Origin of the sequence: Pseudomonas sp. PGPPP1, from assembly GCF_002255865.1 — a bacterium.
In the GTDB taxonomy this organism is placed as follows: domain Bacteria; phylum Pseudomonadota; class Gammaproteobacteria; order Pseudomonadales; family Pseudomonadaceae; genus Aquipseudomonas; species Aquipseudomonas cremoris.
Genome location: NZ_NKIG01000008.1, coordinates 169,836 through 184,238 on the forward strand (window position 1 = coordinate 169,836; position 14,403 = coordinate 184,238).

The window sequence follows — 14,403 nt, forward strand, 5'->3', positions numbered from 1 at the left end:
AGCCCTCAATGTGGTGTCCTAATTCGTTACGCGACCAGACGTGGTACTGAAAAAATGACGCAGCGTATTTCATGTTTCTTACTGCTGAGCCTGGACGTTAGTTGAATGCTGGCCCCATAACCAAATGGGCTATCCACATGCCAACTATATTTTGCCGAATCTGCTCTCTGTTCGTATTGATCACGTTCAATAGCGGCAGCTATGCCGCATCTGCTCATGAACAGGATCAGTTCAGTCTGATTTTGCAACAACTCGACACTATCGAACGCCTTGTGACACGAGCTAAGACAGCCCGCACGGCTGAATCAGTCGAGCGCTATCGCTTCGACTACCCACGACTGACCCAGGACATTCAGCGCATCCGTCACGGAGTACAGGGCTACCTGTCCCCTTCCCGCGCTCAACCCAGAGACCCCACTGAATTGGTTGGCGATTACCGCCTTGACACTCCGTCCGCGGAGCCGTCGCCATGAGCATGACTGACGCTCAGAACTCAGCGTTCCAAAACGCCTCCGGTTTCTCACCGCAGAGCAGTTCGACGCTCTGGATGTCCCTGGTTCTGGTCCTGACTTTGCTTTGGTGCGCCTGGGTGATGTGGACTGCTTACCGAGGTTGGGCGGTCGGCAGCGTGCGCTTCGGCGCCTTCGGTGGCAGCGCTGCGCGCGTCTTGCTCGCCCTAATCGTCCTAATGTTCTTCACCCTGTCCTAACCAGGAGATCGCCGTCATGCTCAAGTGCCTTGTCCCCCTGAAAAACAACCTGCGTGATCGTGCGAGCCAACGCTTGATCGGTCTGCTCCTGGTAATCGGTCCAAGCCTGGCTTTTGCCGAGCTTCCCACCATGGAGGCTCCTTCACGTGGTGAAGGTTCCGGGTTGATCGAAACGATCAAAAACTACGCCTACGACGGCGGCATCCTCCTCGGCCTGCTGATCGCCCTGCTCGCTTTCTTGGGTGTTGCCTGGCATTCCCTGACCGTCTATGCCGACGTGCAGAACCAGCGCAAGACCTGGAAGGACCTCGGCGCGGTGGTCGGTATCGGAGCACTGTTGGTGGTGATCATCATCTGGTTCCTGACCAAGGCCGCCGCGATTCTGTGAGGTCGACATGAACAACACTATCGAACGCCTTGCTGACGGCACCCTGGTCTTTCTGCCGGAGCGACTCAATCGCGATCCTGCCGTACTACGCGGTTTGACCAATGATGAGATGTGGGTGGCGCTCGGTGTCGGCGCACTCGTCGGCCTGCTGCTGGGTGTTCCTCTGGCGATCGCCGCCGCCTCCATTGCCGTGGCGCCGACCGGCATGATCGCAGGCATGACGGTGGTGTTATTTGCCGGTGGCACGCTACTGCGTCGGGCCAAACGGGCCCGCCCCGAGACCTGGTTGTACCGCAAGCTCGAATGGGTACTGGCCAGCCGTTGGCGTCTGGGTCGCGGGAGTTTGATCCTGCACTCCGGCACCTGGACGGTTCGCCGTTCACGTCGTCTGCGCCCTGCCCTGTCACAGTGTCAGCGATGAGCCGATTTCGAAACAAGGTGGATGCCCAGCAGGCTCATATCTTCAGCCTGCGTCTGGTGGTAGTGATCCTCACCCTGGTCTGTGCCGGACTCTGGTATGGCTGGCGCTCGGCACCGACCGATCTGACCGTGCATGTACCGCCGGATCTGCGCTCGGGCAGCACCCGCAAGTGGTGGGATATCCCCTCAGAGAATGTTTATGCCTTTGCCCTGTACATCTTTGGCCAACTCAACCGCTGGCCCTCGGATGGCGAGCAGGATTATCGCCGTGCCATCTATGGCTTGCAGTCCTACTTGACGCCCGCCTGCAAGGCCTTCCTCGACGGAGACTACGAGTACCGCAAGGCCGCCGGCGAGCTGCGCCAGCGAGTGCGTGGGGTGTACGAAATTCTGGGCCGAGGTTACAGCGAAGATCCGGAACTCAGGGTCAAGCAACTCGACCGCGACAGCTGGCTGGTCAAACTCGACCTCAACGCCGATGAGTATTACGCCGCCGAACCGGTGAAACGGGTGGTGGTGCGTTATCCATTACGCGTGGTGCGTTTTGATCTGGACCCCGAACGCAATAAGTGGGGGCTGGCACTGGATTGTTATCAGGGCACTCCACAAAAAATCTCCCTGCCTGGAGGTGAGCCATGAAGCGGATTTCTACCCTGGGACTAACCGTCGCACTGATGCTATGGGGAGCTGCAGCGCAGGCCGTCGAGCTGATGCAATGGGAACGTCTACCCCTCGCGGTCCCGCTGGTGATCAATCAGGAACGAGTGGTCTTTATCAATGAGGATGTTCGAGTCGGCGTGCCCTCAACCCTGACAGGCAAACTGCGTGTGCAATCAACTGGCGGCACGCTGTACCTGCGCGCGTCAGAAGCCATTGCACCGACCCGACTGCAACTGCAATCAGTCACGACGGGCGAGATCATCCTGCTGGATATCGCGGCCACTCCCGGCGATCAACCGCTGGAACCCGTGCGTATTATCAAGAGTGCTCAGGTGCAAACTACCGAGTCTGAATCGAGCACCGTCCCTGTTCCAGAACGTACGCCGATCCCGGTCGCTTTGACGCGCTATGCCGCACAGAGCCTTTACGCGCCGCTGCGCACGGTAGAATCCCTACCCGGAGTACGCCGCGTACCGCTCAAGCTGCGCAGCGAACTGCCGACCCTGCTGCCAACCGAAAACGTGTCCATCACCCCTATCGCCGCCTGGCGACTCGGTGATTACTGGGTGACGGCGGTGAAGTTGCGCAATCGTGGTTCAGAGACTCTGCAACTCGACCCGCGTCAGCTTCAAGCCAAGCTGTTCGCCGCGGCCTTCCAGCATGCTTTCCTCGGGCCTGTCGGCAGCGCTGAAGACACCACGATTGCCTACCTCGTCACCCGCGGTGCTGGCCTCGAACAAGCCGTGCTGCTCCCGCCCGTTGCGAGAGGTGCTGACGATGAAGGCTAACGCATTGCTCAAATGGCTGGTACCAGCTGCGCTGCTGGCCGTGGTGTTTATCATCCTGAAAAGCTGGGTTGCGGGTAGTAGCACTCCCTCTCCAGAGCACCCAGTTGATCAGGGCAGTATTCAGTTATCCGCCGAGCAAGCCAAGTCGCTCGGCATTGCTGGCGATACCCCGCGCGACACGGTCGCCACCCTGGTCGGGCAAGTGAAGGCCATGCGCAGCGACATGCTCGGTTTGAAGAAACACAACGATTCACTGCAGACGGAGAACAACCGCCTGCGCGAGCGGGAAAACAGTGTCGACTCGCGTATCCAGACGGCGCTTGGTAGTGTGACTCAGCAGGTCGACGAAGGCCGTCGACAAGCCAACGAGGCCCGACTTAAAGCCGAACAAGACAGTCGTCAGGCTCGCGGTCTGCTGACGCAATTGCAGGACCAGTTGTCGGGGCTGACCGCCAAAGGTATGCCGATCGGATTGGGGCTTGAACCGGGCGACGGCGCTCAGTTTGACGGACAGCATCCTGCCAATGATGCGCTGCAGTGGATTGAACCCTCGGATGCTTCGGGCACCGACACCCGAGGCAAAACCAAGACCTCCTCCCCCGCACTGAGTCTGCCTACCGCCTTCAACTCACTGGAAGGCTTGAAAGACAATCCTATTGATCGCAGCCAGAAACAGCTACGTGCAGTCACCAAGGGTGAGCGTGACCTGACGCGATCCGTTGACCGAACCGAAGGGGCGAAGCCGGTCTACACCATCCCCGAAAACGCGACATTGATGGGCTCAGTCGCCATGACCGCGCTGATCGGCCGCGTCCCGGTGGACGGCACTGTGAATGATCCCTATCCCTTCAAAGTGCTGGTCGGCCCGGAGAACCTGACCGCCAACGGCATCGACCTGCCAGACGTCGCGGGTGCCGTAATGAGCGGCACCGCGTCCGGTGACTGGACCCTGTCTTGCGTACGTGGACAGGTCGAGTCAATCACCTTTGTGTTTACCGATGGCACCATCCGCACGGTACCTCAGCCAAAAGCTGTAGCCAGCCGCACTGCCTCCACCACCCAGAGCTCGAACACTGACAAGATCCGTGGCGGCCTCGGTTACCTGTCCGATCCGTATGGCATTCCGTGCATCGCTGGCGAGCGCCGCTCGAACGCCCAGCAGTACCTCGGCAGCCAGAGCCTGATCACTGCGGCTGGTGCGGGTGTCGCCGCCTTGCTCGGGGATGAGCAGAACAACAGCAGTGTGATCAGTTCGGGCGGCAGTACCCTCGGGGTTAGCAGCAGCAGTGGCAACAGCGCGCTGAATTCAATTCTCAGTGGTGGGGTCAGCGACATCCGCGAGTGGGTCAACAAACTGTATGGCGAAGCCTTTGCTGCCGTGTATGTGCCACCCGCCGCACAGGTCGCACTGCACCTCGACCATGAGATCACCATCGACTACGAGCCCAAGGGCCGGAGCGTTCGCCATGAAAAAGACCATGCCTCCCTGCCTGACCTGGATTAGCTTGCTCTGCGTGGTCCTGACGGGGTGTTCCACCGACAAGGAAACGCTTCTGCCTCACGGCGAGCAAACCATGCTGGACATCTGGAACGGCGCCGGTTCGCAAGGCACTCAGCAGCAACTGCTGGATGCTCGGCAGCAGTTACGCCGTCCGCTGGCCCAGCCAGATTTCTCCGTTGCTCTCCAGGAACCGTACACGCGCACAGCGACGAACGAGATCCACAACTTGTTCCCTCGCCTGCCCAATCCCGATCTGGTGCTGTACGTGTATCCGCATTTGAGTGGTACCGAGCAGGCACCGGTCCCGGGCTACTCGACCGTCTTTCCGTTCTACCAACGTGTGCAGTACGCATTACCTGGTGAACGTCAGGAAAACCTGTAGTGCGTACTGGCGATTCGGGCAATCGTACTCCCGCGTGGAAAGCCTGGCGCAACCCATTGCGCCCTCGCGCCACCTTGGCCGATGACGCCGCACTCTATGCACACAACCCCAGCTTCACCGATCACCTGCCTTGGGTCGAATACCTCGACACCGAGCAGTGTTTTCTGCTGGATGACAATCGCTCGGTGGGTGCGGTGTTCGAGTTGCTGCCCATCGGCACCGAAGGGCGCGAACCTGATTGGCTGATGGCAGCTCGTGATGCCCTCGAAGATGCCCTGCAGGACAGTTTCGATGAGCTGGATCAAGCGCCTTGGGTGGCGCAGTTTTTCTGCCAGGACGACAACAACTTCACCCCCTACCTGACCCGGCTCACCGACTATATCCAAGATAGAGCACGAGGCACGGTCTTCACCGAGGCATATTTGGAGCTCAGCCGCCGTCATCTGAAGGCCATCGCCAAGCCCGGCGGTCTGTTTGAGGATAAGGTGGTGACGCGCCTGCCCTGGCGTGGCAATAACCGACGGGTGCGCCTGGTGATCTATCGCTGGCTTGAGTCTGGCGCTGAGGAGACAGGACTCACCCCGGAGCAATCCCTGCAACAGACTTGCGAACGTATCGCGGCTTCGTTGCAGGCGTGCGGGGTGCAATCGACACGAGTCGATGGCCGCGGTTTGTATGCCTGGTTGTTGCCCTGGTTCAATCCAGCGCCGAAGCTCACCGATGAAGCGCCCGAGGATTTCTACCGCCGCGTGGCCTATCCGGAGTTGGGCGACGGTGAGTCACTGGCATTGCCCTTCGATCATGACTTTGCCGAGCGGCTGTTCTTCAACGAACCGCGTTCGGATGTGCAGCACGGACTCTGGTTTTTCGACGATCAACCCCACCGGGTGATGGTGGTGGACAAACTGCGGCGGGCACCATCGATTGGTCAACTCACCGGCGAAACCCGCAAGGGTGACGCGGTGAATGCGCTGTTCGACCAGTTACCCGAAGGTACGGTGATGAGTCTGACCTTAATGGTCAAACCACAGGATGTACTCGAGGATCAGTTGAACCGCCTAGCTCGCAAAGCCATCGGTGAAAACCTGGCCTCGACCCAGACTCGTCAGGATGTCGAAGAGGCTCGCGCGATCATCGGCCGCCAGCACAAGCTGTACCGAGGAACCCTGGCGTTCTACGTACGCGGTCACGATGAACAGCAATTGCACCAGCGCTCGGTCAGCCTGGCCAACGCGCTGTTGGGCGCGGGGCTGCAACCGGTACGTGAAGGCGATGAGGTCGCCGCCTGCAACAGCTACCTGCGTTGGTTACCGATGGCTTACAACCCGGCCCGCGACACGCGTAACTGGTACACCCGCCTGATGTTCGCCCAGCACCTGGCGAACCTCGTCCCGGTGTGGGGCCGAAGCACCGGCACCGGCCACCCGGGCATCACTCTGTTCAACCGCGGCGGTTCGCCACTGAGCTTCGATCCGCTGTCACGCCTGGACCGGGCCATGAACGGTCATCTGCTCTTGTTCGGCCCGACCGGCGCCGGCAAGTCGGCCACCCTGGTCACCCTGCTGATGCAGATCATGGCCGTGTACCGCCCTCGCTTATTTATCGTCGAGGCCGGCAATTCGTTTGGCTTGCAGGGTGACTACTTCGCGACACAGGGCTTGTCGGTCAACAAGGTCCAGTTAAAACCTGGCGCCTCGGTCAGCCTTGCGCCCTTCGCCGATGCCTGGCGCCTGGTCGAGCAACCGGATCAGGTGGCGAGTCTGTCGATCGATGAGTGGGACGATGAGGTGGTAGCCAGTCGCGAGGACCAGCGCGATGTTCTCGGCGAACTGGAAATCACTGCCCGCCTGATGATCACCGGCGGCGAGGCCAAAGAAGAGGCGCGCCTGAGTCGAGCCGATCGCAGCTTGATCCGCGAGTGCATTCTCGATGCGGCGCAGACCTGCGTCGCGGCGGGTCGCCAGGTACTGACCCGCGACGTACGCGACGCCTTGCTGGGCGTCGCCGCCGACCCGCACTTGCCGGAGAAACGTCGCGAGCGTGCCCAGGAAATGGGCGAGTCCATCGACCTATTTTGCCAGGGTTTCGAGGGTGAACTGTTCGATCGCGAAGGCACGCCTTGGCCCGAGAGCGATGTGACCATTGTCGACCTTGCCACTTACGCGCGCGAAGGCTACGAGGCACAGATGTCCATCAGCTACATTAGCTTGATGAACACCGTGAACAACCTCGCCGAGCGCGACCAGTACCTGGGCCGACCGATCATCATGGTCACCGACGAGGGTCATATCATCACCAAGAACCCGTTGCTGGCGCCGTTCGTGGTCAAGGGGACGAAGATGTGGCGCAAGCTCGGCGCTTGGTTCTGGCTGGCGACGCAGAACCTTGCTGATTTTCCCACGGCTGCGCAGACCATGCTCAACATGATCGAATGGTGGATTTGTTTGAATATGCCGCCCGCGGAAATCGAAGAAATCGCACGGTTCAAGAAGCTTTCACCGGCGCAGAAAGCCCTGTTGCTCTCCGCCAGCAAAGAGCCGGGGAAATACACCGAGGGAGTGGTGCTGTCGAAAAAGCTCGAGACGCTGTTTCGAGCCGTGCCACCCAGTCTTTACCTCGCCTTGGCCATGACAGAGCCCGAGGAAAAAGCCGAACGCTGGACACTGATGCAGGAGAATGGCTGTTCGGAGTTGGAAGCGGCTTACCGGGTAGCTGAACGGATCGATAGCGCACGAGGAATAGAGCCCATATAAGGGAGGTGTGGCGCTCCCAGCTTTGGCCAATCCGGCAGCTAGCCGTTGGACACCTTTTCAACGTAGGCATCCATGAACCAGTCAGGGACCTCATCAACCTTGAACTCAAGGTCCGTCCCATCCGTAACTTCGGCCAGCAGCACCAGATCGGCACCGGAGTTATCGAACATGTAGGCCCGGTCCGAAGCAGCAATAGCCACAGGCAGCAGGCTCAGGCAACGGCCGTAGCGCTGTACAATTTTTTCTGTGGGAACTGGGTGCCCACCTGCCGCGACACGGTTCCTGACCCTGTTGATATTGATGTCAGGGTCTTCAGTTGCCACAAAGTACAGGTAGGTTCGGTATCCAGACTCTCTTGCCTTGAGCATAAAAGCGATTTTGTCGTCGCTAGACATCACCGTTTCGAAGGTGAAAGACAGCTGGTCTTCGAGGAGCTTGTTCCGGATGAAGTCAGAGAGCACGGAGGCAAAATAGGAGTTCATCGCGACCGTCTGGAAATTCAGGCCGTTGCTGCTAAAGCCTATGTTGGTGGCCTCCTCATCGAGCCGGGCAGACCTGACCAGCCGATGCTCCCTAATGAAACCGAGGACCTCATCACCCTCAACTTCCAGTTGAAAATCACTGAACTCCAGACGACCGCTGTCTTTGGCAGCCTTCTCGATTTCATCCGGGTTAATGTAGATACCGATCAGGTGGGAAGGGATGGCACTTTTCATCGTGCTCTTGCCGGAGCCGTTGGGTCCAGCAAAGACCCTCAACCGAGGGACAGTCATGAGCAACGGCGCACCTTAATGACGCCACCCAGAGTCACTTTGTGCTTGGGCTTGGCCACCCGAATGACTTTGTGCTTACCGTCAGCAGTCGTTTCAACAAGCATGCCGTTCATGACTTCCATCACACTGCGACCGGCAGCCAGGGCGTTGATATAGGCGGTATTGATGGCGCCTTCAGCCATGACCGGGATCTTATCCTCCAGTCGGCTCACCAGATCGTCACTCAACACTCGTTTGGCTTTCATATCGCGCTCCACGTTCTCAGAGCGTGCAGAATCTGCACTTAATCAGAATCTTAGCTACGTAAACCTGTTTGTAACAGGGCGAAAGCTACTTCTGTCAGCCTCCATTCTAGAGGAATGGCGTCTGGAACCATACCTTTCAAGAGATTTTCACGTTCGATGCATGACCGGTGGCATTTGAAGCAAGTGCCGCCCTTGGTGCAGCGCCCAAATAAGGGAAGCACAATCCCCCACCGAGTTGTTCAGCCGGTGGAAAAAACGCGCCAGCGAAGCGGCAATCGTTCTTAAACTGCATGGTCTGTGTCGATGCAGCCAGGTTGAGTGCAAACGGGCGATCAAGACGATGCAATCGCCCATAAGCAACAGGGTTACTGTGACACGCTCCGAAGCCGTTGCTGAATTCTCAACAGAAAACCGGCTTCGAAGGCATCTTGGCAGTCACCGACAGGAAAGGTCTTGCGCGTTTGCGCCAGTTCCCACCACAAAGGAATATCGGTCGTTGCCTCAAGCCAAGCCTGGGCACATTGCACACCACGCTCGATCATCGGCGAAAATTCGCTGCCCCAAGGTGTCAGAAGACTTGGGCAATCATCCGCCGCGGGAATTGAAATGTAGTTTTCGTCCATACGCACCCTAGATTTCTGATTTTATTGTTAGACACTGGACCCAGCCTCGAAATCTTAACGACACCAAATGAACGCTCGATAACAGGCATGGGCACCAAATGGCCTAATTCAATGCCAATGTAGACTATATCCCGTGGATTGAGAGTCCCTCAAGGCGCAATTTGCGCGCATGACTCAAGACTACGAACAACTTCGTCTGCAACTGGCGGAGAACATCCGCTGGATGCGGCGCGTAAAGAACCTTACCCAGGAGCAGCTGGCGCTCATGGCCGAGGTGGATCGCACCTACGTCAGCCAAATCGAACGATGCGCGGGCAACCCCTCGCTGTTGGTCCTGTGCAAACTCGCCAATATTTTCGAAATCACCACAGATCAACTACTTGTAGACCCCGATACCCTGCGCAGCGCCCTTCACGTCAAATAATAGTCCCACGCCTCACAAATCCGATAGATCCGCCTTCATAATTCCCACTGACAGTCTTCAGTCCCTAACCGAACCTGCCCAGGCCATACACCGAGAGCCTGGATAATGCCTGTTGCCTGCTCGTCACTTCCGCCCACAAAACTACGGCCCTTGGCGCTAAGCATTCTGCTGGCGTGCGGCCCAAGCATGGCGCTGGACACCGTCAGCATCACCTCCTCCGTGCTTTCGCCAAACTGTCTCGAATACAGGGTCGTCGGCATTTGTTTCTGGCTCCTCTGCACGCCCTTCGGCTGCACAGTCAAAACCTCGACCAAGGTTCGTCATTTCATTCCTGAACTGGTCGTTTCGAGCTACGCCACCACCGGCAATAACCCCTGGACCGAGATGACCACCCTCTCCGCTCCCATCAGCGGTGCAGAAGGTGGCGGCAACCTGATCACGCCGAACGCCCGCCGCGACAACCTGCCTCGATTCAAGAACGTTGATGGCATCGGCCACCCGGGAGGTTGGGCCGCCACGCAATTGGCCTCTCAATCCGGCTATGCCTGCGCCAGCGGCGCTATTGCGTTCATGCCCTACTACCTAAGTACCCTGGACTCACTGGCCTGGCGCCATGGCATCCCAGAAAGTCTTTACCCCGAGTCGCTCATGCCGGGAATCCGTGAAATTGGTCGTCAGGCTTCGGGAAACATGTGGGGCAACGTTTATCCCCGGCAGGGCTTTCTGGTACAGCCCGACGACTTCAAGGCGGCCGCCGTCATGGCGCAACGGGCCGGCGATGTGATTACTCGCAACTGGCAGCCGCATGTGTACGTACCCCTCACGCCCGCCAAACGCGACGGCTACTGGCCGCCAGGCCCGATCTTTGAAAACGACGCGTCGACCCACAAATGGCAATTGCTCTACCCTCAGGTGCAGCCTACGTGCGCCATCTTCCCCAGCGATCCGGTCCAGAGCGCGGATGGCGGCTATGCCTGGTCGTTGTGGCGTCCTTATAGCTGCTGCAAACGCGAGGGGCAGACCTTCCTGTTCAGCATCGACTTCGAAGGCGGTGCTGCATGAATAGGCTTCTCGCACAACCCTGGTTGACCACTATGAGTCTGGTGCTCTACGGACTGCTTACCATGACCACACATGCCCACGCCGCCGAAGGCGATTACCGCCTGGGCACTCAAGGCGAAGTGCTCGATGACCGAGTGATGTACACCATTGGAGGCGGTTCGGCAGTCGGCTCACCGAGCTCGCTTTACCGACCCAGCGGTCTCGGTATCGGCGGATCTTGGCGAGCGAACATGATGTGCGGAAACATGAGTCTCACCAACACCCTGCAAAACCAGCTGAACGGCGCCACCGAAGGTTTCCAGCAGATCATGGGCAGCATCGTGCAGAACGCGACCCAAGCGGTAATGTCGCTGCCAGCGTTGATCATCCAACGCGCCAACCCCGGCCTCTATGAGTTGTTGAGCAACGGGGTGATGCAGGGGCGTATCGACTTCGACCGCTCGAAGCTGACCTGCCAGGCCATGGCCGAGAAGATGGCGGACAAGGTCGGTCAAGCCGGCTGGGGCGCGCTGGCCAAGAACCAGGAGATGCAGGGTAATCTGGAGCAAACCGGCGGTGATGCGGTGGCCGCGGTGAAAAACACCGAGGCCCATAACGGCAACAAGGGGGTGTCCTGGGTCGGCGGCTCGAAGGCTGGTGGTGATGGGCAGACGCCCATTCGGGTGACCGCCGACGTAGTGCGCGCGGGCTACAACCTGCTGCATAACCGGTCGATGGATGACAATGCCTCGATTAGTAATAGCGATTGCCTGGGTGGGGCCATTTGCCAGACCTGGGCTTCGCCCCAGGAGGAATCCGAATGGGCCGTTCGCGTGCTGGGCGAAACTGAAGTCACGACCTGCGATACCTGCGAAACCCTGCGTGCGACCGCTGGCAGCGGATTGACGCCGCTGATCCAGGAGGCCTACAGCGAACGTCTCAAGGCCCTGCAAGGGTTGCTGTCCGGCTCACTGTCGCCTACCCCTGACAACCTGGCGAAAGCCTCGAGCCCTATGCTGCCGGTAACCCGTGGCGTAGTCGAAGCCCTGCGCGACGACCCCGATCAGGATCTGTTGGCGCGGCGCCTGGCCAGTGAGACGGCCTTGTCCAGTGTGCTCGACAAAGCGTTGCTGCTATTGCGTACTCTGCTGGCGGGCAGTCACGAACCGAACATCGCCTCAGCCGAGCCGGCTCAGAGCTCCTTGACGAAAAACATCGACGCTCTAGAGCGCGAAATACGCCTGCTACAAACCGAACTGCAGGTCCGGCAGATGCTCGCCACCAATACCGCCAGCCTGGTGCTCGATCGGCATGCTGGCGGTGCCGATGCTTCGCGCACCGTCGAGCAAGGCGACCCTGAGCCGGGTCGGCTCAATGACGCTGACGCCAGGCGCAAGTGAGCCATGAAACGCTCACCGCTATTCACTCTGCTTTCAGGTCTGGGGATTGCCGCGGTGATGATCCTGAGCGCCGCACTGGTCGCCTGGATCGGCCGCACTGCGCTGGGTAGTTACGAGGCCTGGCAGCAGGCATTCGAATCCGTACGGCCCTATCTGCGGTGGTGGCGCGCCCTGCTCTACGGCACCATCGTTGCGCTCTGGTGGGATCTGCTTCGACGCTACCGACATCGACCACAGGATCGACTGCGCGTGAAACGCATCGGGACATTAGGTCTCGTGCTCTTTATCTGCGTCGAACTCACCCGACTGTGAGGTCACCACCATGCTTATGAGCACCAACAGCTACCTGGAGTTTTACCTCTCCCTGCTGGCCTGGATCATCAACAACGGCCTCTGGAGCGTCCTGTCCGACACCGGGCTATTCGCCGCGCCCTTTGGTGCAATCATCCTGCAAGAATGGCTATCGGCCCGTCAGCAAGGCGCGGATGAAGGTAACAAGGGACTGCTCTCAGTGCCGCGGATCGAGAACCGGTTGTGGCTGGCCTACATCGTGGTGTTGTTCGGTTGCGCGCCTGTGTTTCCGTTGAGCCTCTCGTCAATGACGTTCGATGATGCGGCGAGTCAGCGCTGCGGCGTGAGTGTGGCCCAACCGACGGAAACCGCCTGGGGGGCGACCTTCAATACTATCGGCGAACGCTCCGCCAACGTACCGATCTGGTGGTTTCTGGTGCATGCCTTGAGCAAAGGTGTGACCGCGGCGGCCACCGCCTCCATCCCTTGCGCAGCGGATATCCGGCAGATGCGCATGGAGATCGACAGTTCGCGCATCGATAGCCAGGTACTGCTGCAGGAAGTCGCCGACTTCACCCGCGACTGCTATGGGTATTCCCGTTCTCGGCTGTTCACCAACCGCCCGCAGTTGGACAAGGCACAAAGTCACGATGCATCCTGGATAGGCTCAAGCTATTTTCTCGACACGCCCGGCTACTACGACACCGATCGCTCGCGTACACCGCGAGCCAGTTGGCCGTATAACGACAGCCGCGATGTTTCCTTGCCGCGGCTGGAGAATGGCGCGGGCTACCCCACCTGCAAGCAGTGGTGGAGTGATAGCGGTGTTGGGTTGCGCGACCGCTTGATCCAGCAGGTCGATCCCTCGCTGCTGACTCAACTGAAAGGTTGGTTGACTGGTCGTTCGAGCAACGAGATCGAGGATGCCACCCTGCGTGAGTTGGTCAGCCCGCGCCAGCAATCGATGTCCATGTCGCCCGGACAGGTGTACCAGGACTATGGCTCCAGTGCCCGAGGCGGCTCGATCAATCAGGGGCTCAATAACCTAGCCACTAACACCGGGTTGGCCCTCGGCTCCTTCAGCAACTTCCCGGCGTTGAATGCGCTACGCGCCGCTCTGCCAATGGTGCAGGCCTTCCTCATCATGGGCGTCATCATCAGCTTGCCGCTGATCCTGCTGGTTAGTACCTACCAGCTGAAGACCGTCATGACGGTGACGTTCGCGCTGTTCACGCTGCACATGTTGAGTTTTTGGTGGGAGTTGGCCCGATGGGTCGACTCCAGCATGCTCGATACCCTGTACAACCAGGTTTCGGCTTCCAATCAGGTGCTGTTGTCGCTGCCCACATCCGGGTTTATGGAGGGAACTGTCACCGCGCAGGTGATCGAGTATGTGATGGGGGCGATGTTCATCGTGCTGCCGATGCTGTTTCTAGGGGCCATGAGCTGGGCAGGATATTCAGTCGGCAACGGGATTCAAGGCATGTTGGCGAACGGTAGCAAAGCCGCAAATGATTCAGCGAGCAAAGGTACGGATCAAATATTGGGTGCTGCTAAGCGCTCAATTAGATGACTTGCTGTCGCCTATATAATGCCCATTGTCGTCGAAGTCACCGATGTAGAGATCAGCACCTAGGTAGTCTGGCCCTGGATTTTTCTCTTCGTGATCGGCACCAATAAAAGCCCTGAGCCATAGCAAAGTGATGACAGCCAGCATCATCACAATGAAAGTAACCAGCCAAGCACTGACAAAGAGCAATCCTCCGATCAATGCCAGTTTGGCAATCAGAAAGCTCCCGCGAACGAGTAAATTACCCGCTGGTATACCTGATGTCACCGCACGCTCAGCCGCGCGGGACTCAAACGCTTTCAATTTGCGATAACCACGCTTTACCGACATGGCACAGGCGCACGCCCAGCGGTGGGCACGTAAATTCTGAACAGGGTTCTGAGTCGGCATGTTCTCGCCCTCTTTTGAGCGTTTTCATGATTGAGACAGGAGTAA

The 14,403-nt window shown here is 58.9% G+C and carries 18 protein-coding genes; 14 read left to right on the forward strand and 4 right to left on the reverse strand.

The genetic code is table 11. From position 1 onward, the window contains the following. Positions 1-137: 137 nt before the first annotated feature. From CFE47_RS12170 to CFE47_RS12210, 9 genes are read left to right on the forward strand one after another with little or no spacing between them, the layout of a single operon-like run. Positions 138-473: an integrative conjugative element protein, RAQPRD family gene (locus CFE47_RS12170; RefSeq protein WP_286837311.1), complete on the forward strand. Its 336-nt coding sequence runs from the start codon at positions 138-140 to the stop codon at positions 471-473. Beyond that, the gene (locus tag CFE47_RS12175; protein ID WP_286837313.1) at positions 470-709 is read left to right on the forward strand and encodes a TIGR03758 family integrating conjugative element protein; all 240 of its coding nucleotides are present in this window, start codon (positions 470-472) and stop codon (positions 707-709) included. The genes CFE47_RS12170 and CFE47_RS12175 overlap by 4 nt, the downstream gene beginning before the upstream one ends. 16 nt (positions 710-725) lie before the next feature. Further along, positions 726-1,097 (forward strand): TIGR03745 family integrating conjugative element membrane protein, encoded by a 372-nt coding sequence (locus CFE47_RS12180; RefSeq protein WP_286837315.1) that lies wholly within the window; start codon positions 726-728, stop codon positions 1,095-1,097. A gap of 7 nt (positions 1,098-1,104) precedes the next feature. Then, a complete protein-coding gene (locus tag CFE47_RS12185; RefSeq protein ID WP_286837317.1) occupies positions 1,105-1,518 on the forward strand; it encodes a TIGR03750 family conjugal transfer protein in 414 nt (137 codons plus the stop codon). Then, on the forward strand, positions 1,515-2,156 hold the full coding sequence (locus tag CFE47_RS12190; RefSeq protein WP_286837318.1) for a PFL_4703 family integrating conjugative element protein: 642 nt from the start codon (positions 1,515-1,517) through the stop codon (positions 2,154-2,156). The genes CFE47_RS12185 and CFE47_RS12190 overlap by 4 nt, the downstream gene beginning before the upstream one ends. After that, entirely contained in the window at positions 2,153-2,965 is an 813-nt protein-coding gene (locus CFE47_RS12195; protein WP_286837320.1) for a TIGR03749 family integrating conjugative element protein, read from the forward strand. The genes CFE47_RS12190 and CFE47_RS12195 overlap by 4 nt, the downstream gene beginning before the upstream one ends. Beyond that, entirely contained in the window at positions 2,955-4,469 is a 1,515-nt protein-coding gene (locus tag CFE47_RS12200; RefSeq protein WP_286837321.1) for a TIGR03752 family integrating conjugative element protein, read from the forward strand. Before CFE47_RS12195 ends, CFE47_RS12200 begins: the two co-directional genes overlap by 11 nt. Then, positions 4,432-4,848, forward strand: coding sequence for a TIGR03751 family conjugal transfer lipoprotein (locus CFE47_RS12205; protein WP_286837322.1), 417 nt, complete (start codon positions 4,432-4,434; stop codon positions 4,846-4,848). Before CFE47_RS12200 ends, CFE47_RS12205 begins: the two co-directional genes overlap by 38 nt. Next, positions 4,848-7,601, forward strand: a complete 2,754-nt coding sequence (locus CFE47_RS12210) for a conjugative transfer ATPase (protein ID WP_286837323.1) — start codon at positions 4,848-4,850, stop codon at positions 7,599-7,601. The genes CFE47_RS12205 and CFE47_RS12210 overlap by 1 nt, the downstream gene beginning before the upstream one ends. A gap of 38 nt (positions 7,602-7,639) precedes the next feature. Here the strand turns inward: CFE47_RS12210 and CFE47_RS12215 are convergent, their stop codons facing one another. From CFE47_RS12215 to CFE47_RS12225, 3 genes are all read right to left on the reverse strand, one after another. Continuing rightward, positions 7,640-8,374, reverse strand: coding sequence for an ATPase (locus CFE47_RS12215; protein WP_286837324.1), 735 nt, complete (start codon positions 8,372-8,374; stop codon positions 7,640-7,642). After that, positions 8,371-8,619 (reverse strand): hypothetical protein, encoded by a 249-nt coding sequence (locus tag CFE47_RS12220; RefSeq protein WP_020300912.1) that lies wholly within the window; start codon positions 8,617-8,619, stop codon positions 8,371-8,373. The genes CFE47_RS12215 and CFE47_RS12220 overlap by 4 nt, the downstream gene beginning before the upstream one ends. A gap of 365 nt (positions 8,620-8,984) precedes the next feature. After that, positions 8,985-9,242, reverse strand: a complete 258-nt coding sequence (locus CFE47_RS12225) for a LasR-specific antiactivator QslA (protein WP_096116162.1) — start codon at positions 9,240-9,242, stop codon at positions 8,985-8,987. A gap of 169 nt (positions 9,243-9,411) precedes the next feature. On the opposite strand from CFE47_RS12225, the gene CFE47_RS12230 reads away from it, so the two are divergent. The 5 genes from CFE47_RS12230 (at position 9,412) to CFE47_RS12250 (ending at position 13,971) form a co-directional block, all read left to right on the forward strand. After that, positions 9,412-9,666: a helix-turn-helix domain-containing protein gene (locus tag CFE47_RS12230; protein WP_286837328.1), complete on the forward strand. Its 255-nt coding sequence runs from the start codon at positions 9,412-9,414 to the stop codon at positions 9,664-9,666. A gap of 105 nt (positions 9,667-9,771) precedes the next feature. Further along, positions 9,772-10,728 carry a TIGR03756 family integrating conjugative element protein gene (locus CFE47_RS12235; RefSeq protein ID WP_286837329.1) on the forward strand — a complete coding sequence of 319 codons (957 nt, stop codon included), beginning with the start codon at positions 9,772-9,774 and terminating at the stop codon, positions 10,726-10,728. Then, entirely contained in the window at positions 10,725-12,107 is a 1,383-nt protein-coding gene (locus CFE47_RS12240) for an integrating conjugative element protein (protein WP_286837330.1), read from the forward strand. The genes CFE47_RS12235 and CFE47_RS12240 overlap by 4 nt, the downstream gene beginning before the upstream one ends. Before the next feature lie 3 nt (positions 12,108-12,110). Next, complete coding sequence (locus CFE47_RS12245) at positions 12,111-12,419, forward strand: hypothetical protein (RefSeq protein WP_286837331.1); 309 nt, start codon at positions 12,111-12,113, stop codon at positions 12,417-12,419. A 10-nt stretch (positions 12,420-12,429) separates the two neighbouring features. After that, positions 12,430-13,971, forward strand: coding sequence for a conjugal transfer protein TraG N-terminal domain-containing protein (locus tag CFE47_RS12250; protein ID WP_286837333.1), 1,542 nt, complete (start codon positions 12,430-12,432; stop codon positions 13,969-13,971). Here the strand turns inward: CFE47_RS12250 and CFE47_RS12255 are convergent. Continuing rightward, complete coding sequence (locus tag CFE47_RS12255; protein ID WP_286837335.1) at positions 13,960-14,358, reverse strand: DUF3742 family protein; 399 nt, start codon at positions 14,356-14,358, stop codon at positions 13,960-13,962. The two genes, CFE47_RS12250 and CFE47_RS12255, sit on opposite strands and share 12 nt — an antisense overlap. Between the last annotated feature and the right edge of the window lie 45 nt (positions 14,359-14,403).

Excerpts from the sequence above, each read along its gene's own strand:
- CFE47_RS12240 (WP_286837330.1), top strand. The coding sequence starts at position 10,725 with ATGAATAGGCTTCTCGCACAACCCTGGTTGACCACTATGAGTCTGGTG.
- CFE47_RS12235 (WP_286837329.1), top strand. The coding sequence starts at position 9,772 with ATGCCTGTTGCCTGCTCGTCACTTCCGCCCACAAAACTACGGCCCTTG.
- CFE47_RS12255 (WP_286837335.1), bottom strand. The coding sequence starts at position 14,358 with ATGCCGACTCAGAACCCTGTTCAGAATTTACGTGCCCACCGCTGGGCG.
- CFE47_RS12175 (WP_286837313.1), top strand. The coding sequence starts at position 470 with ATGAGCATGACTGACGCTCAGAACTCAGCGTTCCAAAACGCCTCCGGT.
- CFE47_RS12170 (WP_286837311.1), top strand. The coding sequence starts at position 138 with ATGCCAACTATATTTTGCCGAATCTGCTCTCTGTTCGTATTGATCACG.
- CFE47_RS12200 (WP_286837321.1), top strand. The coding sequence starts at position 2,955 with ATGAAGGCTAACGCATTGCTCAAATGGCTGGTACCAGCTGCGCTGCTG.
- CFE47_RS12250 (WP_286837333.1), top strand. The coding sequence starts at position 12,430 with ATGCTTATGAGCACCAACAGCTACCTGGAGTTTTACCTCTCCCTGCTG.
- CFE47_RS12215 (WP_286837324.1), bottom strand. The coding sequence starts at position 8,374 with ATGACTGTCCCTCGGTTGAGGGTCTTTGCTGGACCCAACGGCTCCGGC.
- CFE47_RS12190 (WP_286837318.1), top strand. The coding sequence starts at position 1,515 with ATGAGCCGATTTCGAAACAAGGTGGATGCCCAGCAGGCTCATATCTTC.
- CFE47_RS12225 (WP_096116162.1), bottom strand. The coding sequence starts at position 9,242 with ATGGACGAAAACTACATTTCAATTCCCGCGGCGGATGATTGCCCAAGT.
- CFE47_RS12185 (WP_286837317.1), top strand. The coding sequence starts at position 1,105 with ATGAACAACACTATCGAACGCCTTGCTGACGGCACCCTGGTCTTTCTG.
- CFE47_RS12180 (WP_286837315.1), top strand. The coding sequence starts at position 726 with ATGCTCAAGTGCCTTGTCCCCCTGAAAAACAACCTGCGTGATCGTGCG.
- CFE47_RS12195 (WP_286837320.1), top strand. The coding sequence starts at position 2,153 with ATGAAGCGGATTTCTACCCTGGGACTAACCGTCGCACTGATGCTATGG.
- CFE47_RS12230 (WP_286837328.1), top strand. The coding sequence starts at position 9,412 with ATGACTCAAGACTACGAACAACTTCGTCTGCAACTGGCGGAGAACATC.
- CFE47_RS12220 (WP_020300912.1), bottom strand. The coding sequence starts at position 8,619 with ATGAAAGCCAAACGAGTGTTGAGTGACGATCTGGTGAGCCGACTGGAG.
- CFE47_RS12205 (WP_286837322.1), top strand. The coding sequence starts at position 4,432 with ATGAAAAAGACCATGCCTCCCTGCCTGACCTGGATTAGCTTGCTCTGC.
- CFE47_RS12245 (WP_286837331.1), top strand. The coding sequence starts at position 12,111 with ATGAAACGCTCACCGCTATTCACTCTGCTTTCAGGTCTGGGGATTGCC.